Source organism: Streptomyces sp. NPDC059582 (assembly GCF_042735715.1).
Taxonomy (GTDB): Bacteria; Actinomycetota; Actinomycetes; order Streptomycetales; family Streptomycetaceae; genus Streptomyces.
In genome coordinates this window covers 1-25,471 of record NZ_JBHWCC010000038.1, presented here as the reverse complement: position 1 = coordinate 25,471, position 25,471 = coordinate 1, and the positions used below count along the sequence as shown (strand labels likewise).

24 protein-coding genes are annotated in these 25,471 nt (G+C 70.1%); 12 read left to right on the top strand and 12 right to left on the bottom strand.

What is annotated here, in order from left to right:
- The first annotated feature begins 7 nt into the window (after nucleotides 1–7).
- Entirely contained in the window at nucleotides 8–886 is an 879-nt protein-coding gene (locus ACFV0T_RS28120; protein ID WP_385784800.1) for a GNAT family N-acetyltransferase, read from the top strand.
- 117 nt (nucleotides 887–1,003) lie between these two features.
- On the opposite strand, the gene ACFV0T_RS28115 is transcribed toward ACFV0T_RS28120, so the two are convergent.
- The gene (locus ACFV0T_RS28115) at nucleotides 1,004–1,330 is read right to left on the bottom strand and encodes a hypothetical protein (RefSeq protein ID WP_385784797.1); all 327 of its coding nucleotides are present in this window, start codon (nucleotides 1,328–1,330) and stop codon (nucleotides 1,004–1,006) included.
- Nucleotides 1,331–1,667: 337 nt separating this feature from the next.
- Between ACFV0T_RS28115 and ACFV0T_RS28110 the strand changes: the two genes are divergently transcribed.
- Entirely contained in the window at nucleotides 1,668–2,537 is an 870-nt protein-coding gene (locus ACFV0T_RS28110) for an LLM class F420-dependent oxidoreductase (protein WP_385784794.1), read from the top strand.
- A 32-nt stretch (nucleotides 2,538–2,569) separates the two neighbouring features.
- Here the strand turns inward: ACFV0T_RS28110 and ACFV0T_RS28105 are convergent, their stop codons facing one another.
- Nucleotides 2,570–2,998 carry an ester cyclase gene (locus tag ACFV0T_RS28105; protein WP_385784791.1) on the bottom strand — a complete coding sequence of 143 codons (429 nt, stop codon included), beginning with the start codon at nucleotides 2,996–2,998 and terminating at the stop codon, nucleotides 2,570–2,572.
- A 236-nt stretch (nucleotides 2,999–3,234) separates the two neighbouring features.
- Between ACFV0T_RS28105 and ACFV0T_RS28100 the strand changes: the two genes are divergently transcribed.
- Nucleotides 3,235–3,984: a MerR family transcriptional regulator gene (locus tag ACFV0T_RS28100; protein ID WP_385784788.1), complete on the top strand. Its 750-nt coding sequence runs from the start codon at nucleotides 3,235–3,237 to the stop codon at nucleotides 3,982–3,984.
- On the top strand, nucleotides 3,981–4,853 hold the full coding sequence (locus tag ACFV0T_RS28095) for a hypothetical protein (protein ID WP_385784786.1): 873 nt from the start codon (nucleotides 3,981–3,983) through the stop codon (nucleotides 4,851–4,853). Before ACFV0T_RS28100 ends, ACFV0T_RS28095 begins: the two co-directional genes overlap by 4 nt.
- Before the next feature lie 616 nt (nucleotides 4,854–5,469).
- Here ACFV0T_RS28095 and ACFV0T_RS28090 read toward each other — a convergent pair.
- On the bottom strand, nucleotides 5,470–5,820 hold the full coding sequence (locus tag ACFV0T_RS28090) for a hypothetical protein (protein ID WP_385784784.1): 351 nt from the start codon (nucleotides 5,818–5,820) through the stop codon (nucleotides 5,470–5,472).
- Nucleotides 5,821–6,050: 230 nt separating this feature from the next.
- On the opposite strand from ACFV0T_RS28090, the gene ACFV0T_RS28085 reads away from it, so the two are divergent.
- Entirely contained in the window at nucleotides 6,051–6,746 is a 696-nt protein-coding gene (locus tag ACFV0T_RS28085; protein WP_385784782.1) for a TetR/AcrR family transcriptional regulator, read from the top strand.
- A gap of 377 nt (nucleotides 6,747–7,123) precedes the next feature.
- On the opposite strand, the gene ACFV0T_RS28080 is transcribed toward ACFV0T_RS28085, so the two are convergent.
- From ACFV0T_RS28080 to ACFV0T_RS28055, 6 genes are all read right to left on the bottom strand, one after another.
- Nucleotides 7,124–8,038, bottom strand: coding sequence for a JmjC domain-containing protein (locus tag ACFV0T_RS28080; protein WP_385784779.1), 915 nt, complete (start codon nucleotides 8,036–8,038; stop codon nucleotides 7,124–7,126).
- Between the two features lie 31 nt (nucleotides 8,039–8,069).
- Complete coding sequence (locus ACFV0T_RS28075) at nucleotides 8,070–8,939, bottom strand: JmjC domain-containing protein (protein ID WP_385784776.1); 870 nt, start codon at nucleotides 8,937–8,939, stop codon at nucleotides 8,070–8,072.
- A gap of 228 nt (nucleotides 8,940–9,167) precedes the next feature.
- A complete protein-coding gene (locus ACFV0T_RS28070; protein ID WP_385784773.1) occupies nucleotides 9,168–9,368 on the bottom strand; it encodes a hypothetical protein in 201 nt (66 codons plus the stop codon).
- Nucleotides 9,369–9,971: 603 nt separating this feature from the next.
- Nucleotides 9,972–10,328, bottom strand: a complete 357-nt coding sequence (locus tag ACFV0T_RS28065) for an STAS domain-containing protein (RefSeq protein WP_385784770.1) — start codon at nucleotides 10,326–10,328, stop codon at nucleotides 9,972–9,974.
- A complete protein-coding gene (locus tag ACFV0T_RS28060) occupies nucleotides 10,325–11,587 on the bottom strand; it encodes a PP2C family protein-serine/threonine phosphatase (protein ID WP_385784768.1) in 1,263 nt (420 codons plus the stop codon). The genes ACFV0T_RS28065 and ACFV0T_RS28060 overlap by 4 nt, the downstream gene beginning before the upstream one ends.
- The gene (locus tag ACFV0T_RS28055; protein WP_385784765.1) at nucleotides 11,587–12,396 is read right to left on the bottom strand and encodes an alpha/beta fold hydrolase; all 810 of its coding nucleotides are present in this window, start codon (nucleotides 12,394–12,396) and stop codon (nucleotides 11,587–11,589) included. The genes ACFV0T_RS28060 and ACFV0T_RS28055 overlap by 1 nt, the downstream gene beginning before the upstream one ends.
- Nucleotides 12,397–12,739: 343 nt before the next feature.
- On the opposite strand from ACFV0T_RS28055, the gene ACFV0T_RS28050 reads away from it, so the two are divergent.
- On the top strand, nucleotides 12,740–13,582 hold the full coding sequence (locus ACFV0T_RS28050) for an RNA polymerase sigma factor SigF (RefSeq protein WP_385784762.1): 843 nt from the start codon (nucleotides 12,740–12,742) through the stop codon (nucleotides 13,580–13,582).
- A 321-nt stretch (nucleotides 13,583–13,903) separates the two neighbouring features.
- On the opposite strand, the gene ACFV0T_RS28045 is transcribed toward ACFV0T_RS28050, so the two are convergent.
- Together ACFV0T_RS28045 and ACFV0T_RS28040 are read right to left on the bottom strand one after the other, a co-directional pair.
- Nucleotides 13,904–17,434, bottom strand: a complete 3,531-nt coding sequence (locus tag ACFV0T_RS28045) for a phosphodiester glycosidase family protein (RefSeq protein WP_385784759.1) — start codon at nucleotides 17,432–17,434, stop codon at nucleotides 13,904–13,906.
- A gap of 515 nt (nucleotides 17,435–17,949) precedes the next feature.
- Nucleotides 17,950–18,762 (bottom strand): hypothetical protein, encoded by an 813-nt coding sequence (locus tag ACFV0T_RS28040; protein ID WP_385784756.1) that lies wholly within the window; start codon nucleotides 18,760–18,762, stop codon nucleotides 17,950–17,952.
- 208 nt (nucleotides 18,763–18,970) lie between these two features.
- On the opposite strand from ACFV0T_RS28040, the gene ACFV0T_RS28035 reads away from it, so the two are divergent.
- The 5 genes from ACFV0T_RS28035 to ACFV0T_RS28015 all read left to right on the top strand — a co-directional run bounded on the left by ACFV0T_RS28035 (nucleotide 18,971) and on the right by ACFV0T_RS28015 (nucleotide 24,735).
- Nucleotides 18,971–19,540 carry a dihydrofolate reductase family protein gene (locus ACFV0T_RS28035; protein ID WP_385784754.1) on the top strand — a complete coding sequence of 190 codons (570 nt, stop codon included), beginning with the start codon at nucleotides 18,971–18,973 and terminating at the stop codon, nucleotides 19,538–19,540.
- A 62-nt stretch (nucleotides 19,541–19,602) separates the two neighbouring features.
- Nucleotides 19,603–20,490, top strand: a complete 888-nt coding sequence (locus ACFV0T_RS28030) for a GNAT family N-acetyltransferase (protein WP_385784751.1) — start codon at nucleotides 19,603–19,605, stop codon at nucleotides 20,488–20,490.
- A gap of 155 nt (nucleotides 20,491–20,645) precedes the next feature.
- On the top strand, nucleotides 20,646–21,527 hold the full coding sequence (locus ACFV0T_RS28025; RefSeq protein ID WP_385784748.1) for a virginiamycin B lyase: 882 nt from the start codon (nucleotides 20,646–20,648) through the stop codon (nucleotides 21,525–21,527).
- A 92-nt stretch (nucleotides 21,528–21,619) separates the two neighbouring features.
- A complete protein-coding gene (locus ACFV0T_RS28020) occupies nucleotides 21,620–21,970 on the top strand; it encodes a YciI family protein (protein ID WP_385784745.1) in 351 nt (116 codons plus the stop codon).
- Between the two features lie 80 nt (nucleotides 21,971–22,050).
- A complete protein-coding gene (locus tag ACFV0T_RS28015; RefSeq protein ID WP_385784743.1) occupies nucleotides 22,051–24,735 on the top strand; it encodes an ATP-binding protein in 2,685 nt (894 codons plus the stop codon).
- A gap of 156 nt (nucleotides 24,736–24,891) precedes the next feature.
- On the opposite strand, the gene ACFV0T_RS28010 is transcribed toward ACFV0T_RS28015, so the two are convergent.
- Nucleotides 24,892–25,068 carry a CsbD family protein gene (locus ACFV0T_RS28010; RefSeq protein ID WP_385784952.1) on the bottom strand — a complete coding sequence of 59 codons (177 nt, stop codon included), beginning with the start codon at nucleotides 25,066–25,068 and terminating at the stop codon, nucleotides 24,892–24,894.
- Between the two features lie 178 nt (nucleotides 25,069–25,246).
- Here ACFV0T_RS28010 and ACFV0T_RS28005 point away from each other — a divergent pair, with 178 nt between their 5' ends.
- The gene (locus tag ACFV0T_RS28005; protein ID WP_010982177.1) at nucleotides 25,247–25,417 is read left to right on the top strand and encodes a hypothetical protein; all 171 of its coding nucleotides are present in this window, start codon (nucleotides 25,247–25,249) and stop codon (nucleotides 25,415–25,417) included.
- Nucleotides 25,418–25,471: the final 54 nt, after the last annotated feature.

The window sequence follows — 25,471 nt, the reverse complement described above, 5'->3', positions numbered from 1 at the left end:
ATGAAGCATGCATCCGGACGCCTGGCACCTCACCGAAGACATCGACGGCTTTCACGCCCGGGCCGGGAGTTTCCTCCGCTCGCGGCCCGTCCTGCACAACACGCCGCTCACCGTGATGGAGAAGTGGCGGACCCGCCCGGGTGCGTTCGAGCCCGGAAGTGTCCTCTTCGGGCGGCTGGAGTCCGGTGATGAGGTCCAGGCGGTCTTCTACCGTCCGCCGTCGCGCCGGCTGACCCTCACCCCGCTCTCCCCCGAGCGGGCCGACGCCCTCGCTGCCCATCTCGCCGACAGCCTCGGCCACACCCTCGCCGGCGTCACCGCGGACCACGACACCGCCACCGCGTTCGCCGAGGCCTGGCAGCGGCACACCGGCGCGACGCCCACCCTCCGCGTCCGGATGCACCTGTACCGCCTCGACACCCTCACCCCGCCGCATCCGCACCCGGAGGGCCACGGCCGGATCGTGGGCGAGCAGGACCACGAACACCTCATGCGCTGGTGCCGTGAGCTCGCCGCGGACCTCGGCGAGAGCGTCACCATCGACGCCGGCTCCTGGGAAGGCACCCGTTTCGCCGAGAAGAGCTACACCTTCTGGCAGAGCCCGGACAACACCCCCGTCTCCATGGCGGGCGTGAACCCGATGGTCGCCGGGATGGTCCGGGTGGACCCCGTCTACACCCCAGCCCGCCTGCGCGGCCGCGGCTACGCGGCCGCCGTCACTGCCGAGGTGAGCCGGGCCGCGCTCGCCGCGGGCGCCACCGAGCTCGTGCTGTACACGGACGCCGGCAACCCCACCAGCAACGCCCTCTACCAGCGCCTCGGCTACCGCCGGGTCGCCGACTGGGCCCCGTACGACTTCGCGTACGCCGAGCCGGAAGCCGGTTAGGGCCGGGACCACGTCAGGCACAGCCGGCCGCGCCGCGCACCGTCGCCGGGACATCGCCTTGGCATTCCCCGGCAGCCGAGCCGGCCTGCGTCAACGGTGGTGGCGGCAGGGCGCGTCTCAGTCGGTGGGGTGCGCAGCGGTATCGGAGATGAGCCGGGTCATCTGGTGCCACAGCTGCCACAAGCGGGGGTTGTCCGCTTCGTCGAGCTGTGGCAGGACCTGTTCCAGATCGGAGATCCTCCGGCGCAGGATTGCCATACGCCGCGCGTCCAGGCGAGCGCCGTTGCTCAGCCAGGTCGTCACGTGCCCGGCGATGTCGGCGTCGAGCAGGACGAGGTCGATGCCTGCCCGTTCGGCAGTGTTGAGCCGGGCAGGCCACGTCTCGTTGCGGAGCTCCTGCAGGAGGCGGGCCACCACGGCTTCGGGCGCATCGGTTCCAGGCACGGCGCTCATCATCGTGGAGGCCGGCACCAGCTGTCATCAGCTGTCATCTGGGTTGTGGCACCGGCGGCAACGGAAGACCGGGGCCCGGTGACCGGCGCCGCTCGGGGAGATGTCCGGTCCGGGCCGTCCCTGGTCCGCCGGAGCGGACCAGGTCGCCGCGCCGGGCGGGCCGGAGCTCGAAGAGCGTCGAAATGTGCGCGCCCGCGGGACTTCCTTCGCCCCCGCGGGTTCCGACGCGGGGGTGCGGCGCGGCACGTGCCGTGTCTGCGTCTCCGGTTGGGGCTGAGGGACGGTAAATGGTCACCTGTAACTGTCGAGTGACGCTTGGAGGTGGCGGATGCGAGTGGGGTTGCACGCGCTCGGCATCGGTGACGGTGCCCGTCCGGAGGTCGTCCGGGCGGTGGCCACAGCCGCGGAGACGCACGGCTTCGCGAGGCTGTGGTGCGGCGAACACGTGGTGCTCGTGGACGCGCCCGTCTCCCGTTACCCCTATGCCGCGGACGGCCGGATCGCCGTGCCCGCGGACGCGGACTGGCTCGACCCGCTGCTCGCCCTGAGCTTCGCGGCGGCGCTCACCGACCGGATCGGGCTCGCCACCGGCATGCTCCTGCTGCCCGAGCACAACCCGGTCGTGGTGGCCAAACAGGCCGCCACCGTCGACATGCTCTCGGCCGGGCGCTTCAGTCTCGGTGTCGGGGCCGGCTGGTCGGCCGAGGAGTTCGCCGCGCTCCAGGTCCCCTTCGCCGGGCGCGGGCGGCGCACCGAGGAGTATCTCGCCGCGATGCGCACCATCTGGGCCGAGGATCCGGCCTCCTTCTCGGGGGAGTTCATCTCCTTCGACGCGATCCGGGTCAACCCGAAGCCGCTGCGCGGCGCACGGCTCCCGGTCATCGTCGGCGGCAACAGTGACGCCGCCCTGCGCCGGGCGGTCGCGTTCGGCGACGGCTGGTACGGCTTCAACCTTCCGGTGGGCGAGGTCCGTTCGCGCGTCGCCGTACTCGCCGACGAGTGCGCCCGCCGCGGTCGCGCCCTCGACGAGCTGACCGTCGCCGTCTCGTTGAGCGACGGCACGCCCGAGCATCTGCCCGACCTTGCCGCGGCCGGTGTCACGGAAGTCGTGGTCGTCGGCGCGCCTCCGTCCGAGCCCCGCGCGGCGGCGGCCTGGACCGCGGAACTCGCCCGGACATGGGATGCGCGCGAGGTGTGACCAGGGTCGGCTGCGGGCGGATCGGGCCTGGGTCAGTGGCCGGCGAGGGCGGGCGCGATCTGCTGCATGAGGCTGAGCATGTCCGGGGCGACCCACTCCTCGGCGATCCGGTCTCCCTCGATGCGGTAGACCTCGATGCTCCGGTAGGCGACCCGTCGGCCCGTTGCCTCGAACTGCTGGAACGCACCCTGGTGAGTGCCGTGGAAGTGGACCAGCACCGTCACCTTGTCGGCCACGCCGAACATGTCCTGGACATCGATCCTCAGGTCGGGGAAGGCCGTGAGCATGGCCTGTGCGCCCTGCCGCCAGACCTCGCGGCCGTGCAGCGGGTCGGGAAGGCCGGGGACGTTCGCGGTGAAGTCCTCCGTCAGCAGCTGCACGCATGCGTCGAGGTCGCCGCTCTCCAGCGACTGGTACGCCGTGCGCAGCAGGGTCATGTTCTTCTCGGCGATGGTGGTCATCTCGGTGTCCTTTCCGGGAGGGCGCCGCGAGCTCGGTGATCGCTGCGGGCCGATGGCGCTCAGTAGAAACCTTGACGTCGCGGCAAGGTCAAGCAGCGGCCCGCGGGGACTCCCCCGGCCCTTCCGTCACAGTTCTGCCGGGCGCACCGCCCGCTCCCCCACAGCCGTGCCGGGCGCGCCGCCCGCTGCTCAGGTCGCCTTGACCTTGTCGCAGCGTCAGGGTTTCTACTGCACTCATGCGAATCGGCGAGATCGCCGCCCTCGTCGGGGTCACCCCTCGGGCCGTGCGGCACTACCACCATCTCGGGCTGCTGCCCGAGCCCGTACGGCGGAGCAATGGCTACCGCGAGTACGGCATCCGGGATGCCGTACTGCTCGCCCGGATCCGGCGCCTGTCCGAGCTCGGCCTCGGCCTCGACGAGGTGCGCGACGTCCTCGCGGACGATGAGGGCCGCGAGCTGGTGGAGGTCCTGCAGGAGCTGGACGAGGACCTCGCACGGCAGGAAGCGGTCATCCGGGAGAGACGCCGCAGGCTCGCCACGCTGCTGGCCGAGGCGCGGGGTGGGCGGCTTTCCGCCGAAGGGCCGCTGTCGCCGCAGCTCACCGAGTTGCTGGCGGGCCTCGGCGAGATGCCGGACTCTCCCATGGCCGTGAAGGACCGGGAGGTTCTGGCCCTCCTCGACACCGTGGTCCCCGAGGCGGAGCGGGTCCGGCTGATGGAGACGCTGCGGGGGATGGAGGAGCACGCGGGCGAGGTGTACGGGCTGCTGGACGCCCTTGCCGGTACGGAGCCGGACGACCCTCAGGTGGCCCGTGCCGCCGCCGCGCTGGCGGCCCTGCTGCCCGACGGCCTGGCCGTGCATCTCTCCGGCAGGGCCGACGCCGGTCTGGCGGAGGTCATCTTCGCGGATCTGGCACCGGCCCAGTCGGCGGCGGTGCGTCGTGCGGTCGAGCTCGTGAGGCAGCGGCGGGAAGGACGGTCATGACGGCGTCGCAGATCCGGGCGACCCCGCCCCGGCCCGAAGCCCCCGCGCGGGGGCCGGCCCTGCGGAAGCTGCGCGCCATCGCGGTGCCCGCCCAGGTCGTGCCGGCCGTCTGCCTGGTCAGCGGGGTTCCGGTGCCCGGCACCGTTGTGCTCGGTGGTGAGCTGCTCCTGCTGCTGCTCCTCAGCGGCGAGGCGTATGTGTGGCTGCGGTTGCGGCGGCTCGGACTGTCCCGGCGTCAGGCGCTCGTGCAGCTCGTGCCCGCGCGCGTGGCACGGTACGTGGCGCACGAGGCGCGGATCATGGCGAGCCTGGTCCGGTGGGCCGCACGCCGTCCGCACGCTGTCGGCGGGGCTGACGCGGTCTTCCCTCACGCCCGCGACCAGGCGGCGATGATGTACGGCTTGACGTTCGTGTGTGTGGCCGAGACGGTCGCCCTGTCGTACCTGCTCGCCGGCTGGCCCGTCGTCCACGCCGTCTTCCTGGTCGTCGATGTCTACACGGTCCTTTTCGTCCTGGGCATGCATGCGGCGGCCGTCACCCGGCCGCACGTCCTGGCCGAGGGTGTCCTGCGCATCCGGCAGGCAGCCCATGTCGACATCCGTGTTCCCGTCGCCCAGATTGCTCTTGTCCGGCGCGAGACGCTGTTCACCCATGAGAAGAGGGACGGCGAGCTGAATCTGGCCGTCGGCGCCCAGACCTCTCTCACGCTCGAACTGGCCGCACCGGTCAATGCGCCCAGGTTCCTCGGCGGCCCCCGCCTCGTACGGGTGATCAGGCTGCACGCCGACGATCCGAAGTCCCTCTACGACGCCGTCGCACGGGCCCGGACCGCGCCTGCATCCGTCGCAGGCACACCTGGGACGGCCTGACACGGAGTCGCTGGTGAGGCAGCTGTCGCCGTCGCGGTCGTCTTGTCGAAGTCCGTCCAGGGCGAGGCGATGCCCGTCGGGTCGGGCGAGGGACTCCAGGACCACCAGGACCACCAGGACCACCAGGACACGGGTGCGGAGGAAGCGGAGGGAGACCGGCTCCGGCGGGCGGGGCGCTGGGCGGCGCGTCGCAGCACGTATCAGTGCGCGGAGGGACGGACCAGTTGGGCGTGGCCGGCGGGTCGGCCGGCGAGCACCGTGTCCAGCCGGGATGCGGTCGGCTTCCTCAGCGTGCCCAGGGAGGACAGCGAGGCGCGCGAGGGTGTGGCGGACGTCGTCGGTGCAGGTGCCGGCTGGGCGGGAGCTGGTCGAGCCGTTGGCGGGTGATCGGTTCGCCAGGGGCGGCCGGGGCGGCGAACAGGGCGGCGTTCGGCGTTCGGGCTGTGCTTGAGCCGGTGCGGGATGCCGCGTCTTGCGTGCTTGCGTGCGGTGTTCGTCTCGATGCGGGTGCGGAGCGCTGTGGGGTGCGTGATCCGGGGTCCTGGTCAGCCGTGGTGCGGCCGTGTCGCTGTCCGGGCAGGCGCCGGCGTCCCGGAATGGGGCGGCGCGGGCCGCGTCAGCGGTGGTTCAGGGCCCACACGACCTGGTCCTCGTACCAGCGGGCGGCGTCGATGTGGTGCCTCGATGCCGCTTCGTCGACCTGGTCCTCGTGCCAGCGGGCGGCGTCGACGTAGTGCCACGACGCGGCCTGGACCTGGTCCGCGTGCCGGCCGGCGGCGTTCCGCACCACCAGGCGGTTGCCGTGGGTGTCCTCATGTGCACCGCTCACGGCGGAGGCGACGACCGCGTGCCCCGCGGGCACCGACGTCGTGGCGGCCGACGCCGCGCCGCCGGCTGTGAGAAGGGTTCCGCCGGCCAGTGCCACAGAAGCGAGGGCGATCGAGAAGCGCTTGGTCATGCTGTTCATGGTCATTCCCCTTACGAGACTGCCTGTGAACCGAGATCCGGAAATCCCGGGTCAGTCGGCTTGCCGCGAGATCATCCGGAGGGGTGCCTCACGTTCAGCTCTGCCACCGTACCCGAGGGGCGCCTCATGTTTACAGTGAGGCTCATCACAGCACGTCAGAGGCATAAATTTGCGGGCGAGAACGCGACTACAGCCGAATACGAGGGGGCCCTCATGTTACGCTCGGGTACATGAGCCAGCACCACGCCTTGTCCGCGACCGCAACCCCGGCCAAGCCCCTGCGCCGCGACGCGCAGCGCAACAGGGACGCGATCGTGGCCGCCGCCCGCACCGCCTTCGCCGAGCAGGGCCTCGGCGCCTCCCTCGAAGGCGTCGCCCGCGAGGCCGGCGTCGCGATCGGCACGCTCTACCGCCACTTCCCCACCCGGCTCGACCTGGTCGAAACCCTCTTCACCGCGAAGTACACGGAACTGCTCGCCGCCGCCGAAGAGGCCGCCGCCATGGACGACGCCTGGGAAGGGTTCTGCCGCTACCTGGAGAAACTCTGCGAGCTGCAGGCCTGCGACCGCGCCTTCAACGACCTCGTCTCCGCCCGGCTGCCCCTGCACGTGGCCGGCCGCGAAATGTACGAACGCGCCAAAGAACTCTGCACCCAGATCCTGCACAACGCCCAGGAACAGGGCACCCTGCGCGCCGACGTCACCCCCCAGGACATCCCCTTCGTGATCTGGTCACAGGTCGGCATCATCCAGGCCACCCGCACCACCGCCCCCCAGGCCTGGCGCCGCCACCTGCACCTCATGTTCGACGCCTTCCGCACCGAGGGCGCCCACACACTGTCCGACCCCCCGCTGACCAGCGAGCAGGTCGACCAGACCCTCACCACCCTCCAGTGCGCCGACGAGGACTGCCGCGAGCTGTCCTGACCGCCTGCGGCCCGCGGAGCGGGGGCCGTCCAGGCCGGGCGTGAAACGGTGGCGTCGTCTCGAAGGCCGCCGCTGCGGGCACTGCCGAGCGCGGCGGTCGGCGCGCGTACGACCTGGCGGGAATGCCCGGTGAGGGTGTCGTGGTGCAGGCCGAGCAGATCGACGGTTTCCGCTCGGCGTTCTCGCGAGCTCCTGGTGTCCGCCGCCGTGCCCGGCCCGCGCCGGGCGGCCGACGGCGCCGCGCTCGGTGCAGCCGTCTACCTGTGCGCAGGCGGACGGGACTTGAGCAGCGCGCCCGCTCAAGGCGGTGATCCTGGAGTACAACCACTCCAGTGAGTACCTCGCCCATGTGCGGACTTGAAACGCCCCTGGGGCGGCTATTGGGTGTTCACGGCCCAGTCGGCGAGTGTGCGGTGGGGGTTGCGGGTTCGTTCGCCGCGCATGAGCATTCGAGCGGAGCTCACCAATTCTTCCGGCGTCACCGCCATCAGCGTTTGCTCGGCATCGCTCATGATGCATTCGACGGATTCATTCAGTTCCGCATCGGTGAGTGGCCGTTGTGGAACCGTTCCGGACTGCATGAGGAGAGCCTGGACCAGGGAATAGAGATTGGCTGTGCCGGGCTCGCGGATGGTCAGGGAGAGATGCACTGACGGGGTACTGCCACAGGCTGTAGCGTAATGCGCGAACCCACGGGGCACATACAGGACCTCGCCGGCGCGGAGCACCGTTTCGAGCGCAACGGGGCCAGGATCTCCCTCGACACGTCCGGGCTCCCAGTACCCATCGGCCGGACCACTGTGCACGTGCCACTTCTTTTCACCGCTGATCTGAATTGCCAGGACATCGGCGTCATCCCGGTGGATGGGGCGCCCCTGAGTGCCGGGCGGTGTCACGAAGTAGAACGCTTCCACGAGCCGATTGAACCGATCGGCGATTTCTTCGGTGAGACCCCTCACCTTTTTGTTCCATTGATCGACGTAGCGAAGGAGCAGGGTCGCCCCTTCCTCTTGCACCAGGCTTCGGACCGCACTCGCGTCCACATATCCGTCGATGCGCTTACCGAGGACTATCCGGGAACCGCAGAATCTCTCCGCAGCCACTCGAGAATGCTCGTGAACCAGCTCGATGTATGGCAGGTGAAGCAATCCGGAATCGAGAATCTCGTCGACATCGGCCACCGTCAGGACGTCCAACGGTGGATCGCTCGGGCGGAGCACGGTTGGCCCTGCCTGCCAGTGCTCGGAAAAGAATGTGTTTTCGTCGGGGATGCAGCGCGCGAATCCACTCATCGCCATTCCTCCTGAATTCATGCTGACTCGTCTACCAGAGTCGATTGGCGTGAGCGTGGGGTCGTGCGTGCTCGATCACCTGCTGAGGCGTGGTATCGGCAAGCCTCATTTTCATGTGGTCCAGGAGTCGGCGTGCTGTGTCAATGAGCGCCTCGTCGCCCAACGGCCGCCCCGGCAGGGAGCAGCCGTCTGTCAGCAGCGACTGAAGAGTCGCGCGTAGATGCGGTGCGGCCGCCTCGCGCATGGTCACGGTGAGATGGCTGGAGGAGGCATCGCCTGCCGCCTCCGCGTGGTGGGCGAACCCGTGCGGGATATAGAGGACATCACCAGGCTTCACGATGGTGTCCAGCAGGACGGGTCCCGGCGTGTCCACTTTCCTGCCCGGTACCCACTGCGGATCCGTCGGCGCCCCATAGATCTTCCACCGCTTCTGGCCGTCGATCTGGATCACCAGGGCGTCACCGTCGTCACGGTGTGCGGGGCTTTGAACGCCAGGTTGTGTGTGGAAGAAGAACGCCTCGGTCAGCCTCCCCGTTCGCTCGGCGACGCTCGACGTCAGGGCGCGCACCCCCGCGTGCCATTGGTCCACGTAGCGCAGGAGAAGTGTGGCCTGCTCGGCGCGGAGCAACTCACGTACAGCTGTCTCGTCGGCGTAGCCGTACAGCGGCTCCCCGGAAACTATGCGGGGAACGCAGTACCGCTCTTCGGGAATCGGTCCGGCGGAGCCGAGGAGTCTGATGTACGGAACGCGGAGGAGACCACCTTTCAGGATGTCCCAGGCGTCCTCGACGGATAGCAGATCGACCGGCGCGCTGGAAGGGTGAAAGATTGTGGGGGTCTTTCTCCAGTGCTCGTTTATAAATGCATCCGCATCTGATGCGAATTGCCCAAGCCCATCCATGTGCAGTGCCCTCCCGGGGCCGTTGTGCCCGGCCCCGGGAGGGCCGGGCACAACGAGTTTTACTTAAGCGTTGTCCCGTAACTGGGCGCAGGGGCTGACTGGTGTCCGCCGACCCCATCAACCTGTCTCGCTATCACCTGACTCGCGCTCTCATCAGCGACCCGTTCAATCAGGTCGGACCGGACACCGACCAGCAGTCTCCAGAGTTGCGGGACAGCGCTTAGCTGATCAGATGAGGTCGTAGTACGGACCGCAGGTGGGGTCGCAGAGCACGTTGGTGGAAACCTCGGACGCCTGCACCGCGGAAGCGGACTGGGACATGGGGACGAAGACCGCACCGCCGGCAACCGTCAGAGCGGCCACGGACATCGCGAGGGTCTTCACCTTCGCCACCTCTGCGAGCTTTGCCGCGATGTTCTCAGTTCCCATAATTAACTCCAATTCGAAGATTAACGCAGCCTTGTCGACTGCAACCGGGCACAGACGTTACCCGGCTCCCCAAGGGCCAAGTGACTCACTAACGCCCAATTAACGAGTTACCGAGGAAATTAACGCAACGCTGACTTTGATTCGTCAGCGGGTCTGGTCGCCGATCGGTTCGACTGTTCGCCGTTCGCCCGTAATGTCCTCTGCCGGTTGAGGGCGGGCCCATGACGCAGGTCAAGCGATGCCGAGCGGTCCAGTGGTCGGCTGAAGGCGGCGTTGTCGTAGCGGATTCCGGTCCGACCCACGCTCTGCCGACCGTTCAACTCTCCTATTTCGTCGCCCAGTTGTGTCGACCTGCATTCCGACCCACGATCGAAATGGATTACGCAGTGGGACTGCAGGCGACCGAGGTCGGCGGCCATGTCGAGGCCGCCGGCGACGAGTTCGGCCCGGCGATGATCGGCCGGCGCGGGCACGGTGAGCGGGAAGTCCTGGCGGCAATCGCGCTCGCGGCCACGACGGGCGACCTGGCCATCCGCTTCCCCCGGCGGCCCGGCGGAGAACCCCGGGCCCGCGGTGTGCTCGTGAGGCCGGCGTGGCCGCGGGTCAGCCGGCCGGGGGCGCCCAGGCCGCCTCGGCCGCCTGGGCCGTGGAATGAACGGGGAAGACCCGGTCCAGGCCGACGACGGCGAAGACTCTGCTGACCGCCGCGGGGACGGCGGCCAGGGCGATGGTGGCGTGCGCGCCGAGGGCGTGGTTGCGTGCGGCGATCAGGACGGTGATGCCGCTGGAGTCGCAGAACGTGAGGCCGCCCAGGTCGACGACCAGCTGCTGGCCCTGTGTGATGGTCAGACCGGGAAGAAGCGCGCGGATCTCGGGAGCAGTGTGGTGGTCGAGTTCCCCGGCCATCTCGATGACGGGGCCGGCGGGGGTGGTGCGGGTGGTGACGTTCAGTTGGGTCACTGCTGCTCTTCAGGGTCGGTTTCGGGCACGCTGACGGCCAGGACCGCGGTGTCGTCGTCCACCCCGGTGCCGAGGGTGTCCAGGAGTTCGCGGATGGCTGCGATGGTGCGTGATGCGGTGGTGGGGGCCAGGTCGCGGGCGAAGTCGAGGAGGGCCTCGTCCCCGTAACGGTCGCCGCGGACGGCGGTGTGCGCTTCGGTGAGCCCGTCGGTGTGCAGCAGGAGGGTGTCGCCGGGATCGAGGCGGACGGTGGTGGTGGCGATGTGGGCGTCGGGCAGCACGCCGATGAGCTGTCCGCCGGGGGTGGGGAGATAGTCGGCGGTGCCGTCGGCCCGGATCAGGAGTGCCGGGGGGTGTCCGCCGCTGGCCAGGGTGATGCGGAAGCCGCCCTGGTCGCCGTCGGGGGTGAGCAGACCGAAGACGACGGTGCAGAACCGCGGGTCGTGGCCGTTGTATTCGTGGTTGAGGACCGTGTTGAGGTTGCCCAGGACCGCGGCCGGGTCCGGGTCGTAGACGGCGGCGGCGCGCAGGGTGTAGCGGGCCAGGGAGGTGACGGCCGCCGCCGCGGCGCCTTTGCCGCACACGTCGCCCAGGAACAAACCCCAGGTGCCGCCCGTGAGGGGGAACAGGTCGTAGAAGTCGCCGCCCACCTCGTCGACGGAGGCGATGTGGTAGTGCGCGGCCACGTCCAGGCCCGGGACGTTGACCAGGGTGGGCGGCAGGAGCGTTGCCTGGAGTGTGGTGGCGAGCTGCCGCAGGCGCAGGCGTTCGCGTTCGGACTCCTGGCGGGCGCGCAGCAGTTCCTGCTCGTAGGCGCGGCGGTCGCGGGCGTCGAAGACGGTGGTGCGGATCAGCAGCGGCTGCCCGTCGCTGCCGGTCTTGACGGTTGACGTCACCAGGACCGGCAGCCGGCCGCCGTCGGCCGTCTTCATCTCCAGGGCGATGCCGCTGATCTCGCCCTGCATGCGCAGCAGCGGCGCGAAGTGGGTCTCGTGGTAGAGCCGTCCCCCGACCGTCAGGAGGTCGGAGAACTTCCTGCGGCCCACCAGGTCCTCGCGTTTGTGGCCCAGCCAGGTCAGCAGCGTGGTGTTGACCTTGGCGATCTGCCCGTCCAGCAGGGTGGACAGATAGCCGCACGGGGCGTTCTCGTACAGGTCCTCGATGCTGTCCTCCAGCAGGGCGGAGAACTGCGTACGGTCGTCGTCCGGGGGTTTTTCGGCGTCCGGGTCGGGGCCCTGGCCGCCTTCTTCGCGGCACATCATCCGAGTGTCCGTGCGAAGGCGCTGATCGCCTCGGCGGTCTCTTCGGGGGCGCTCAGCTGGGGGCAGTGCCCGGTGGCGTTCAGGGTGACGAGTTCGCTGCCCTTGATCTGGGCGTGGACGAAGGCGCCGACCTCCGGCGGGGCGATGGCGTCGCTGGAGCACTGGGCGACCAGGCTGGGCACCGTCACCCGGGACAGGTCGCCGCGGTTGTCGGACAGGAAGGTCACGCGGGCGAAGACCCGGGCGATGTGCGGATCGGTGGCGCAGAAACTGGTGGTCAGTTCCTCGCCCAGTTCGGGACGTTCGGGGTTGCCCATGATGACCGGGGCCATCGCGCCCGACCAGCCCAGATAGTTCGCGTCCAGCGACTGGAGCAGTTCCTCGATGTCCTCGGCGCTGAAGCCGCCCCGGTATCCCGTGGCGGGATCGTCGACGAAGCACGGCGAGGGCGCCAGCAGCACCAGGCCCGCGAAGTACTCGGGGTGCCGGGCGGCGGCCAGGACGCCCATCATCGCGCTCACCGAGTGCCCCACGAACGTCACCGGCCCCAGATCCAGCTCGCGGCAGATCTCCAGCACGTCCTCGACGTAGCCGTCGAGGCTCGAGTAGCGCTCCTCGCTCCACGCCGACAGATCCGAACCGCCCGCTCCCACATGGTCGAAGAGCACCACCGTGAACTCGCGCTCCAGTGCCGGGACCACCAGCCGCCACAAGTTCTGATCGCACCCGAACCCGTGCGCCAGCATCACCACCGGCCCACCGGCACGGCCGGACACTCTCACCTGGTTCCTGCCCCGCACGCTCATGCGGCACATCCTGACAGAGAGGCGGGAAGCACCGTACGAGAGCGCACCGGCGATCGGTTCTGTCCCCCGGGTGCGGCGGCCCGTTCAGAGGAGAAGGGGCGTTTTCCAGGGGGTGTCGCCGGTGGGGCCTTGGTGTGCCGGGCGGGGACGGCCGGCCGGGGGCCGCCTCGGCAGACCGGCCGAGGGGGCCGCCCGGCTGACGCCGGCGGCCCGCGTGGCCCGGCCCGGGCCGCAAAGTGCAGCCGACATCGTGGGCATGCCGTCCCCCGCAGCGGGTAGGCGCTCGGTGCCGGGCTCCAGCAGCCGGTGGCAGACGGGGCTGGTGATGTGGGAGGGGCTTTACATGACGACCGTGACCGAGACGAGCGATGTACGGATAGCCGAGCTGCCGGAGATCGCCGATCCGTCGCGGGTCTCCCCCAAAGATGCCCGGGAGCTGACGCGGCTCTTCCTCGACCGGCTGGCCGTCCTGGAGGAGGGCACGCCCGAGCACCAGTACGCGCGCAACACGCTCATCGAAATGAACGTGTCCCTGGTCCAGTTCGCCGCGGCCCGTTTCCGCAACCGCGGCCCGGACGAGATGGAAGACATCGTCCAGGTCGGCACGATCGGGCTCATCAAGGCCATCGACCGGTTCGACCTCACCCGCGAAGTCGAGTTCACCTCCTTCGCCATCCCCTACATCGTCGGCGAGATCAAGCGGTTCTTCCGCGACACCTCCTGGTCGGTCCACGTCCCGCGCCGCCTGCAGGAAGCCCGCATCGAACTCGCCAAGGCCACCGAGGAACTGCGCAGCCGGCTCGGCCGCACCCCCACCGTCAAGGAACTGTCCCAGCTGATGTCCCTGACCGAGGAGGAAGTCAACGAGGCCCGCATCGCCTCCAACGGCTACGCCTCCTCCTCGCTCGACGCCGCCATCAGCACCAGCGACGACGGCGAGACCGCGCTCGCCGACTTCATCGGCGCCGACGATGCGGCACTCGAACTCGTCGAGGACTTCAACGCGCTGGCCCCGCTGATCGCCGGGCTGGACGAGCGGGAGCGGCGCATCATCCACATGCGGTTCGTCGAGGAGCTCACCCAGGCGCAGATCGGCGAACACCTCGGCGTCTCCCAGATGCACGTCTCCCGGCTCCTGTCCCGCACCATCGCCCGGCTGCGTCAGGGCATGCTCACCACCCAGTAGAGCGGCCCGCCATGTCCGCAGGCGGCGCGGGCGGACATGCGCGCGGCGGGGCTGGTCGAGGCCGGGGAGCACGCCGTGCTCACCGCACCGGAGAAGACCGTTCGGGCGGCAGAGGGCATATCCCGGAGTCTGCGCGTGCCGTACGACCGTCGCTCAGGGCCAGGGCATGGGATCCCCGCAGGACGCGGCCCGCCTGTCGAGCTGGAGCCGGCATCTCCCGACGTTGCGCGACGCCGTACGCGCCGCGGCGATACGCAGCGGGGCGGCCGGCAGCTCCGTGAGGAGTGCAGACCGCCCCGCTTCAGAGCGCGGTTCGGGGCGTCAGCCCTGGTCCGCCTTGGAAACCAGCAGGTTGAGCTTGCTCGTGATGCCGCCCGTGGTCACCGAGATCGTCGTGGTGCCGGGCTTGAGCGCCGTCAGCGCCCCGGTCACCGGGTCGATCTTGGCGACCTTCTTGTTGGAGCTCGCCCAGACGTGGGACATCGGGTCGGCCACCGGCATCGTCGGCGGCTCGTTGATGTCGTTGCCGTTGGCGTTCACGGCGGTCGCCGTGTACTGCTTCGCCTGACCGGCCACCAGGGTGTCGGTGCGCGGAGCGGCCGCGTCGGAGCCGGCGGTGCCCTGGTCGATGGTCATCGACTTGAGCATGGCCTGGACCGAGTACTGGACCGTTCCGTCCTGGTTGACGTGGAACAGCGCGAAGTGGAAGAGGCCTCCCTTGTCGGCGGCCACGTACGGGCGCGTGCCGATGTCGGCGATCGTGAACTGCGGGATGCCCAGCTTCGCGTCCGCCTCGTTGCCCAGCGGGTCGATGAGCTGGTCGGCGAAGCCGCGCGAGTGGCCGTACATCAGCACCACGCGTTGGTGCGGGTGCGACAGCCGGTAGTCCTGGATCAGCTGGAGGTACTGCTGCGCCTCCCAGCGGTTCGAGAACTGGTTCGACTTGTTCGGCGCGTGGTCGTAGGCGGGCATGTGCACGCCGACGAACACCACCGGGGTGGTCGCCTTCTCCAGCTGCTGCGCCAGCCACGGGTACTGCGGCTCCGCGGGCTTCTGGAACTTGTCGGAGACCGCGATCGAGCCGCTGGAGTTGTCCAGGCCGATGAACGTCGCCTGGCCCTGCTTGAACGAGAAGTGCGTGTTCTGCTGGAAGACGTCGGAGAAGTTGGTGTTCTGCGGGATGGTGCCCTGGCTCACCTCGTGGTTGCCGACCACGTCGTACAACGGCAGGCCGAAGCGCTCCCACTGGGCCTTCGCGTAGGAGAGGTCGTCCTTGGTGCCGGTGTCGGCGATGTCGCCGAGGCTCAGCGCGACGTCCGGACGGGCCTGCACCGGCAGCGGTGCGACGGTCTGGCCGGACGCGGTCCGGAACGGCTTGCCGGTCGTACGGTCGACCATGCCGGCGATGTTCTTGACGCTCGTCGAGTCGGGGTTGGCCGCCACCAGGTGGCCGTCGTCGCCGATGATGAACGTCTGCCCGCCGGGCCGGAAGTCGGCCGGATCCTGGGTGTACTGAAGCCAGGACGGGTTGTTCGGGTTGATCGCCTGGTAGGGCGTCTCCTGCGCCGGCGTGCCGACCGAGTACTGGAGCTTCATCCCCGCGAAGGTGAGCTTGCCGACGTTGGCGCCGGTCGCGTTCTGGCCCACCAGGCTGATGTCCTGGATGGTCAGCGGGTAGGACGTGAAGACACCCCAGACCAGCTTCGCGCTGCGCTCGTTCCACCGGTTGTAGTCGCTGGGGGCCAGCTCGAGCCAGAGCCCCATCAGGTGCCCTTCGGGGTCCGAGACGTTGAGGACCATCCACGACTTCTGCGGGGCGGCGCTCTCGACCTTGAACTGGAAGCGCAGGCTCTGCGGCACCTGGCCGAGCTCGTTCTTGTCGGCCTTGGCACCGGCGCCGTTGTTCGGCACCACCCGCACCCGGTGCTGCTTGGTGTCGTTGGGGAACGAGTACTCCACCTGCAGCGCCCGCGCCTGGCCGGAGCCCGGCGGCACGTCGGTGGTCTCGGCGAAGTGGTCGGCGGGCACCGTGACGGCGCCACCGTCCGCGCGCATCTGCCACTCCGCGGCGTTGTCCGCCGTGAGCAGCGGCTTGATGACCGAGCCGATGCTCAGCGTCGCGGTCGCCGTGCGGCCGCCGGCGGCGGCGGTGAGGCGGACCTCGCCGCTGCCCGTGGAGGCCGCGGTGAACACCCCGGTGGCCGGGTCGATCCTGCCCAGGTCGCTACGGTCGAGCGTCCAGGTCACCGACTCCGGCGCGACGGTGACCGCCGCGGACTTGCCGTTCGTGCCCTGCGCCGTGAACTTCTGCGAGGCGTTGTTGGCCAGGCCCTGCTGTGCGGGGGAGATGCTCAGCTGGTCGAACGCCGCCGCCACCGTCAGCTTCACGTGGGCGGTCTTGCGACCCGCGCGCACGGTCAACTTGCCGGAACCGGCAGAGCCGGCCTTGAAGACGCCGTTCGTCCAGGTGCCCAGGCTGCTGGGCTCGGCCGTGACGAAGACCGGGTCGCTGGTGGGGTTCCCGGCGCGGTCCGTCGCGAACGCCTTCACCTTCGAGACGACGCCCTCGGCCGTGGACAGCGCGGCACCATCGTTGATGAATGCCTTCTTCGCCGGTCCGGCCGTCATCGAGGTGGAGTACACGAACAGGCCGTTGGCGACCGGCCGCTCGGAGAGGTCGGAGGGCGTGTTGGCCAGCGTGGCCTGCGTGTCGCCCGGCGAGCGCACCGCCATGGCGGTCGAGCCGCCGCCGTCGAGCAGGACCGCGTCCCGCACGCCGAGCGACCGCATGTAGGAGGCCACCTGCTGCCATCCCACGCCGAGCGCGACGCCTGCCGCCTTCTGGCCGTCGAGCGTCGCCATGACCAGGTGCCCGTCGGCGGTGCTGCCGATCACCGACTCCGGGTGCAGGCCGCTGGGCATCTGGTTGACCGGGTCCTGGAACACCGCGCCGTCCTTGAGGATGCGGCCCGGGCCCTGGATCATTTCCTGGATGTCGTTGTCCGGGCTGATCCGGTGCGTCGTGGTCACGACCGAGCCGACCTTGACGTTCTGCTGGATCCACTGGCCACTCGCGCTGGCCGCGTCCCCGCCGACCAGGCCGTACTGCCGGCCCGAGAGCGAGTCACCGGTGGTCACGCTCGTGATCCGGATCGTCGCACCCTTGTCGTCGGAGGTGCCCAGCGCGACGACCTTGGTGCCGCCGAACCAGGTCTTCGCGACGTCGCCGAGGCGCGGCGTGATCTGCGTGATGCCGTCGCCGGTCGCGTCGGCCAGCCGGTTCACCGAGCTGAGCGGACGGCTCGCGCCGCCGTCGACGGCGACAGAACCACTGAAGACCTGGTTCCCGTACGCGACGGAGCCGTTGCGCAGCACCGAGATCGTGCCCTCGTGGTTCGACGTCGGGCTCTTCCAGATCTCACCGCCGACGATCTCGCCGTCGTTCGCCTGACCGGACGCGTTGATCTGGAAATATCCGCCGTTGATCCCGGCCACCGCTCCGGTACGGACCGCCATCGACGAGGTCGTCTCGTCCTGCGGGTCGACCACGGCGTCGTGCGAGACCACCACGCCGAGGCGCACGTTCGCGTCACGGGTGTCCGCGGACACGACGTTGATCGGCACCCGGCCGTCGATCGAGTCGACCGCGCCGCCCGAGTAGGTGACGCCGTTCGTCACCGTCACCGGCTCGGTCATCGTGTGCTGGGTGATCGTCGACCAGGAGTCGAGCTGCTGGGGGAGCCACGAGGGGTTGCCGGCGGCGGAGGCGAAGGAGACGGCCGGCGTGGACGTGCCGGTCAGAACAAGTGCGAGTGCAGCGACGCCGGTCGCCACCGTCCCGTGACGTCTCACGCGATGACCCCGTGAGACGTCACGCTGTCTTATCAGATTGAACATGATCAACAGTGAACGCTCAGGCACTGAATGCGGCGTTGAGGAAAGATCATCTGTTGGATGAACGTCGGACCACGTTCGTGGTCCGCCCTCCTCCTCGGCTCCGTTGCCGTGCCGATGCTGCTCGTCCTGGTCGAGCACCTCACCTCACCTCGCCGGCAGACCGGCCCGAGGCCCCGGACCAGACGTCCGCGGCCTCCCCGGACGAGGACGAGGGGGCAGACGCGGAAAGTGCGGGTGTGCCCCCGGAGCGGCTGGGATCCTCGCAAGAGGGTCGGACCGTGGCCCTGCTGCGACAGCAGTGGGGGCGGGCACGGACGCCGCCATGGCCGCAGCCGGCCTGCCCGCTCCCGCCCTGCGTTCCCTGCCGCTCAAGAAGAGCCGCCCTGGGGCGCGACTGATCCGGGCAAGAAGGACGGGCAACCGTGTGCGCTCCCAACCGTCAGGCCGAAAGGGCACGTTGCCTGTCCGCATCAGGTGGCGTCGAGCTGCCAGCCGATCACTCCGGTTGAGCCGTCGGCGCCATCGACGTCGATGCGGACCGACTTGAGCGCGGTGATCCGCTGCTGCACCAACGACTGATCGCACGGAATCGCGGTTTCGGCACCCGTGATGGTCGGGGTGAACTTCACCTGCGCACTGCCACTGCCGACGCATATGAGGTTCAGCCTGTAGGTCTTGCCCTGATTCAAACCTGGCTCGGTGTGGATGCCGTCACTGACGCGTTCGGTCCCTGCCTCCACCAGCGTGCCCTTACTGACGGCAGCCAGCGCGTCCTGGACCTGCTTGGTCAGCTCGGCCTCGGACGAGGCAGTCCCGGTGCGGGAGATGCCCGGTTCGGATGACCGTGAGCCGGCGGCGTTGCCGGGCTCGCCGTCGGACGTACACGAGGTGAGCAGGAACGCCGACGCCAGCGCAGCGCATCCGGCAAACCGGGCCCGCAGGCTCGCAGAGATCATGACGTGAATTCCCCCGTACTTCCTGCCGGTCTGCGACGTGGGCAACGTCGCCGTGCCATGGCCGAGCTCGACGGCGCCCCAGCCGCCGCCTGCCGAACGGTACTTCTCCCAGGTCAGCCTGTGGCCCCACGAACCACGCCGCAGGCGACCGTACTTGATCCTGCCGATGCCGTGCGAGGAGTTGCGGCCGCGGCGTGTCTGCAGCACCACCGGTCCGAGGGCGAACAGGACGCTGCCGGGTGTGAACTCGCCGATGTCCCCTCCCAGGACGGCACGATCGCGCCGGCACCTGGCCTGTGGCACGGCCCAGACCCGGCCGATCGTCACCGAACGCCCGCGGTACACAGGTGATTTGGGAGGTGCGGGAGAAGGGGCGGCCCTGACACCCCGGCCCGCCGGTACCGACCCCCACGCCGCTGCCGATGCCGTCCCGGGCGAGGCGGGTCACCTTACGTCGCGATGACCGATGCCCGCCTGAATCGGGGTGCCTAGTGTCATCTCGTCCCTGGTGGCAACGGATCGGAACCGGACCCGGATGCGTCTGCTCACGTACCTCGTCGGCTGCAGTGTCGACGGCTTCACCGCCGGTCCTGACGGACAGGGCGACCCCCTCGGCTTCGACGGCGATCTCAAGGCGGCCGTTCTGGCCGAGTACCCCGAGACCGTCCCCGACCATGTCCGCAGGCCGCTGGGCGTCGTCAGCACGGCGAACAGGCTGTTCGACACGGTCGTCATGGGGCGCGGCGTCTACGAATCCGCTCGGGCGGCCGGTGCCGACAGCCCGTACCCCTGGCTGCGGCAGTACGTGGTCTCCTCGTCCCTGAGACGGCCCGCGTCGGGCGTCGATGTCGTCGCCGGGGACCCGGCGGAGTTCGTCCGCGGGCTGAAGCGGCGGCCGGGCATGGGCATCTGGCTGTGCGGCGGCCCGGTGCTGGCCGGGCGCTTGCTGCGCGAGATCGACAAGCTCGTGGTCCACCGCCACCCGGTGGTGTTCGGGGCCGGCGTTCCGCTGTTCCACGCGGCGTTCGGCCCTGCCGCCTTCACGCTGACCGGCTTGCGGGTCTTCGCCGCCGGCGCGACGGTCACCACGTACACCAAGCAGTAGGAGCACAGGTGTTGTTTCGCCCCACGACCGAGGCCGATCAAGAGCGTGTCGCAGCAGTCATCGTGGATGAACCGGTGGGCTGGATCGACGCCGACCGCTACCTGGACGAGTTGAAGCAGGGGATGTACCGGCCCGAGTGGACCTGGATCGCCGAGGACGACGGACGGATCGTGGGCCGCTCGGTGTGGTGGGGGCAGCAGGACAGCGCTCACCCCGTCGCCCTGGACTGTCTGCATGTCGACCCGGCGCTCCCCGGCCGCGCGCAGGTGGCGGCCGGGCTGCTGACCGCCGCGCTGCGGGCGTTCGCCGACGCCGGTGCGCCCAGAACACCGCAGTACATCCTGACGCTGCCCGTCGGCCGGCGTGACACCCCGGCCGTGGTGGCCGCCGTGGAGTGGCGGCGCCGGGCCGCCGTGGCGGCAGGCCTCACGCACGAGGTGGAACGGCTGCGCCTGCGATGGACGGCCGACGTCGGCCTCCCCGCGTCCAGGGGCCGGCTGACGTTCGCCCCCGCATCGGACGAGGAGTTCCTGCGGCTGTTTCGCCGGGTAGCCGTCGGCAGCCTGGACGACGAGACCCGCAGGAACATCGCCGTCAAGGGCGCCGAAGCCACGGCCAGGGACGAGATGGACTTCTATCTCGGCTGCCCCGGCCGGCGCGAGTGGTGGCGCGTGGCCCGCACCCCGGACGGGCAGGTCGCGGGCCTCGCCCTTCCCTCCGCGACGCCGTATGCCCGCAACGTGGGCTACCTGGGCGTCGTCCCCGAGTTCCGCGGTCATGGGTACGTGGACGACCTCCTCACCGAGATCACCCTCTTCCACGCGGAATCCGGCGCCGAACTGATCACAGCCACCACGGACACCGGCAACGCCCCCATGGCCGCGGCCTTCGCCCGCGCCGGCTACCGGACTTCGGAGATCCGCATGCTGTATTCGGCGCCGGTGGCGTAGGCGCGCAGAGACGCCGGCCGCTTCGCCCGAGGGAGACGGACGGTTGGTGAAGGGCGGCAGCGGGCGCGCCGTAGGAAGACAGCCGTAGGAGCCGTATGAGCCGTATGAGCCGTATGAGCCGTAGGAATCGTATGAAGAGAGGAGAGCCGACTCTGATGCCGGTTTTCATCGAGGAGTTCACCGTGACCGGGGGCGACAGCGGTCCCTACGCGCTCACCACGGGCCCGGACGGGGCGCTGTGGTTCACGCTGGTTCACAGCGGGGGCATCGGGCGTCTCGTGCCCGGAGGGGGACTCACGCACCATCAACTCGATCCGGACTGCGGGCCGACGATCATCACTGTCGGGCCGGACGACGCCTTGTGGTTCACCGAGCACCGGGCGCACCGCATCGGCCGGATCGCCCTCGACGGCAAGGTCGAGGAATTCACCGTGCCGACCGCACAGTGCGGTCCGTTCGGAATCGCCGCCGGGCCGGACGGAGCGCTGTGGTTCACCGAGACCGCCGCCGACCGGATCGGCAGGATCACCACCGACGGCCGGGTGACCGAGTTCCCGCTGCCGGCCACGGGGGCCTACCCGTCCGCGATCACCGCGGGCGCCGACGACGGGATGTGGTTCACCCTGAACCAGGCCGGTGCGATCGGGCGGATCGGCATGGACGGAGCCGTCGCTCTGTACCCGTTGCCGACCGGGTCGGCCGCCCCGGTGGGCATCGCGGCCGGGCACGACGGGGCGGTCTGGTTCGTCGAGATCGGTGCAGGGCAGATCGGGCGGATCGCGCCCGACGGCGCGATCACCGAGTTCCCGCTGCCCGACCGCACGTCCCGGCCGCATGCCATCACCGCCGGCAGCGACGGCACGTTGTGGTTCACCGAGTGGGCCGGCAACCGGGTGGGCTCCCTCACCCCCGACGGCACGGTCACCGTGCACGACCTGCCGACCCCGGGCTCGGAGCCGCACGGGATCGCGCTGGGCCCGGACGGAGCTCTGTGGACAGCGCTGGAAATCGGCGCACTCGCCCGCCTCCGCACGTAACAAGGCAACGAACAACGAACAACGAACAACGAAGCAACGAAGCAACGAAGCAACGAAGCAACGAAGCAACGAAGCAACGAAAGGGAACGCTCATGAAGTACGCACTCGTGATCTTCGAGACCGATGAGTCGCGCCACCGGATCCGGACCGACCGGGCCGCTCACCGAGCGGCGTACGAGACCTGGATCGGCAGGATCGCGGCGGCTGGCAAACTGATCAGTGGCGATGCCCTGGACACCGGGCCGGCCTCCGCGGCGACCGTGCGCAAGGCCACCGGAGCAGCGCCCGCCACGGTGACCGACGGGCCCGCGCACCCCGGCGAGGAGACCCTGGGCGGCTGGTTCGTCATCGACGTGGCCGACCGTGACGAAGCCGTGGAACTCGCCAAGGGGCTCGACACCTTGGAGACCATCGAGATCCGGCCGGTGCTCGAAGGCGCCTGAGTACGGCCCGTTGCGGCATCGCCCCTCCCCCGACGTACAGTGTCGATCATGATGCCCGGTTGCTGGCGGGGGGGCGGACGGTGCAGGGGCGCGCGGAAGAACGGCAGCGCATCGAGCGGATGCTCGCCGACTCTCGGCGCGCAGCGAGCAGTTCACTGCTGCTGCACGGCGAGGCCGGCATCGGCAAGACCACTCTCCTCGAGCATGCTGCCGCCCACGCGGACGGCATGCGCGTGCTGCGGGTCGAGGGCATCGAGTCGGAGATGGAGCTCGCTTTCGGAGGGCTCCATCAGCTCTTCCTGCCGGTGCTCGATCTGCTCGACCGGCTGCCGCGGCCGCAGGCCGGGGCGCTGCGCGCCGTCTTCGGCCTGAGCGACGAGCCCGTACGGGACCGTCTCACCCTGGGGCTCGCCACACTGTCGCTGCTGTCCGAGGCGGCCACGGACGGCCCCCTGCTGTGCCTGGTCGACGACCTGCAATGGCTCGACCGGCCGTCCGGGGACGCGCTGACCTTTGCCGCCCGGCGGCTGCGGGACGAAGGCATCGTCATGCTCTTCGCCACCCGCGGCACCGCGCCGCAGAGCGGATCGAGGGCGCTGCCGCGCGTACACGTCACCGGCATCGACCGGCGGGCGGCCGTGGCGCTGCTGCCCGGCCTCGCTCCCCCGGTCGCCGAGCACATCCTCGACCAGGCGCAGGGAAATCCGCTGGCGCTGCGGGAGTTGGCCGCCGCGCTGACCCCGGCGCAGCGCGCGGGACAGCTGGGGCCGCTGGCGCCGGCCGAGGCACGCCCCGAGCTGCCCCATCAGCTCCAGGACGCGTTCGCACAGCAGATCCGCGGCCTTCCCGACGCGACCCAGCGCACTCTCACGGTGGCCGCGGCCGACGACACCGGGGACCTTCCCACCGTGCTGGCGGCCGCGGGCCGGCTCGACGGGGAGATCAGGGATCTCGCGCCCGCCGAGCGTGCCGGACTGGTCTTCGTCTCCGCGCAGAAACTGCGTTTCCGCCACCCCCTCATCCGGTTCGCTGCCTACCAACAGGCCCCGCTGGCCTGGCGGATCGCGGCGCACCGGGCGCTGGCGGCGGACCTGGACGGCGCCCGGCACGCGCACCGGCGCGCCTGGCACCTGGCCGCCGCGACGACCGGCCCGGACGAAGAGGTCGCCGCGGAGTTGGAACGGGTCGCCGAGTGGGCCGGGAGCAGGCAGGCGATGGCGTCCGCGTCCGCGGCGTACGAGCGGGCCGCCCGCCTGAGCGCCGATCCGCACCGGCACGCCCGCCGCCTGATCACCGCCGCGCAGAAGGCGAGCGAGGCCGGCCAGGACGAACGGGCCCGCGCTCTGACCGACCAGGTGCCACTGCCGTTGCAGGACCCGGGGATGGCGGCGGACTTCGCCCGCGTACGCTCCGTGGTCGAGCTCGGCTACGGCAGCCCCCGCCGGGCCGCCCGCATCCTGGCCGACTGCGCGGACACGATCGCGGCCGACCGCCCCGACAAGCTCGCGCCGCTGCTGACCGACGCCATCCACGCGGCCTTCTGCGCGGGCGACGCACCCCTCATGGTGGAGATCGGCGTCCGCACACCCCAGCTGCCGATCCTGGCCGTGCCCGCCCGCCTCCTGGCGGGCGACCTGCCCGGCGCGCGCCGGGCCCTGGACACACTCGTACGGGCCGCACGCCTCGCCGGCGCCGGGCTCATGGACCAGTTGGTGACCGCGATCTACTGCCACCTGACGGCCGATCACGCGACCGCGCACGAACTGGCCGCCGCGGCGGTCGCCCACTGCCGCGAGCAGGGCATCGGCGGATGGCTGCCCACCACGCTGCATCTGCGCGCCCAGGTGGAGCTGGCGCTCGGCCGGCTCGACGACGCGCACGCACACGCCACCGAAGCGCTCCGGCTGGCCGACGGCTACGACCTGGACCACCGAGCAGCCCATCTGCGCGCCCTGCTGGCGGTGCTGGCCGCCGTCCAAGGGGAGGAGGCGCAGACCCGGGAAGCGGCCGAGCAGGCGCTGGAGTACACCCGTCCGCGCGAGGTCGGACGGGGTGCGGCGGAGGCGCTGTGGGCGCTGGGGCTGCTCGACCTCGGCCTCGGGCGGGCGCAGGACGCGCTGGGCCATCTGGAGGCGGCCCGGCAGGCGGCCGGCCATCCCTTCCTGGCCCGGCATCTGTTGCCGGATCTGATCGAGGCGGCCGTGCGCGCCGGACATCCGCAAGGGGCGCGGGCACCCGCACACCAGCTCATGACATGGGCGGCCGACCTCGGACAGCTCCACTTCACGGCCCAAGCGCACCGCTGCGCGGCCCTGACCAGCCCGGACGCACAGGCCGAGCAGCACTATCTGGCCGCCTTGGACCTGCACACCGACGGCAACGACTTCGACCGGGCGCGCACCCAACTCCTCTACGGCGAATGGCTGCGCCGCTCGCGCCGCAACATCGACGCCCGCGACCAACTGCGCACCGCACTGAAAATCTTCGATCAGCTCAACGCCCGGCCCTGGGCCCACCGCGCTCGCACGGAACTGCAGGCAGCCGGCGAAACCCACGACCCGTCCGACGCCACCGGCTCCCCCCTGACCCGTCTGAGCGCGCAGGAGCGCGAAGTCGTCCGCCTCGCGGCCACCGGCGCCACCAACCGCGAGATCGCCACGCACCTGTTCCTGAGCCCACGCACGGTCGGCCACCATCTCTACCGCGCGTTCCCCAAGCTCGGCATCAGCTCCCGAACAGAACTCGCCGACCTGCTCACGCCCTGACGGGCGCAGACGGACTCGCGGAGGCATCCACCGCGGCGAGCCGTTCGCGGCGCGGCGCGTCTGTTGGGCTGCCGGTGGACGCGTTGCAGGGTGCGGACAGCGCGGATCCCGGCACCCGTGGCGGCTGCCGGGATCCGGAGTGCGGCGTCTACGCGCCTACTTGGGCTTGATGGCGTCCTTGGCCTTCTCCTTGGCCGCGCGGAGGTCGCCCTTGGACTCCTCGGCGTGCCCCTTGGCCTTGAGGGACTCGTTGCCGACCGCTTTGCCGACGGCCTTCTTGACCTTGCCCTCGGCCTGCTCGCCCTTGGCCTGAGCCTTCTCGTCCGCAGCCACAACCACTCACACCCTGTTCCTGCTCGAAATCGATTCGCCCCACGGGTCACCCCGGATTCGCTTCTCAAACCGGAAAGTTGCCGTACGGCATTTCACAGCTACCGCCTCCGTGCGAGATGAGATCCGCAGGAGTGAAGATCCCTGCGCTGGGCACCTGTGGGCTCGGAGGTTGATAACTATGGTTCCCGTTCTTCTTGTTCTTCTGCTCGCTCTGATCCTCTTCGGTGCCGGTTTCGCACTCAAGGCCCTGTGGTGGATCGCCGTCATTGTGCTGGTCGTATGGGTACTCGGGTTCGTGATCCGTCCTGCGGGCAGCGGCGGCAAGCGTGGTCGCTGGTACCGCTGGTAAACGGGCCTGAACAGCGCGCTGATATGGGTGGGTCCCGACGCCATGCGTCGGGAC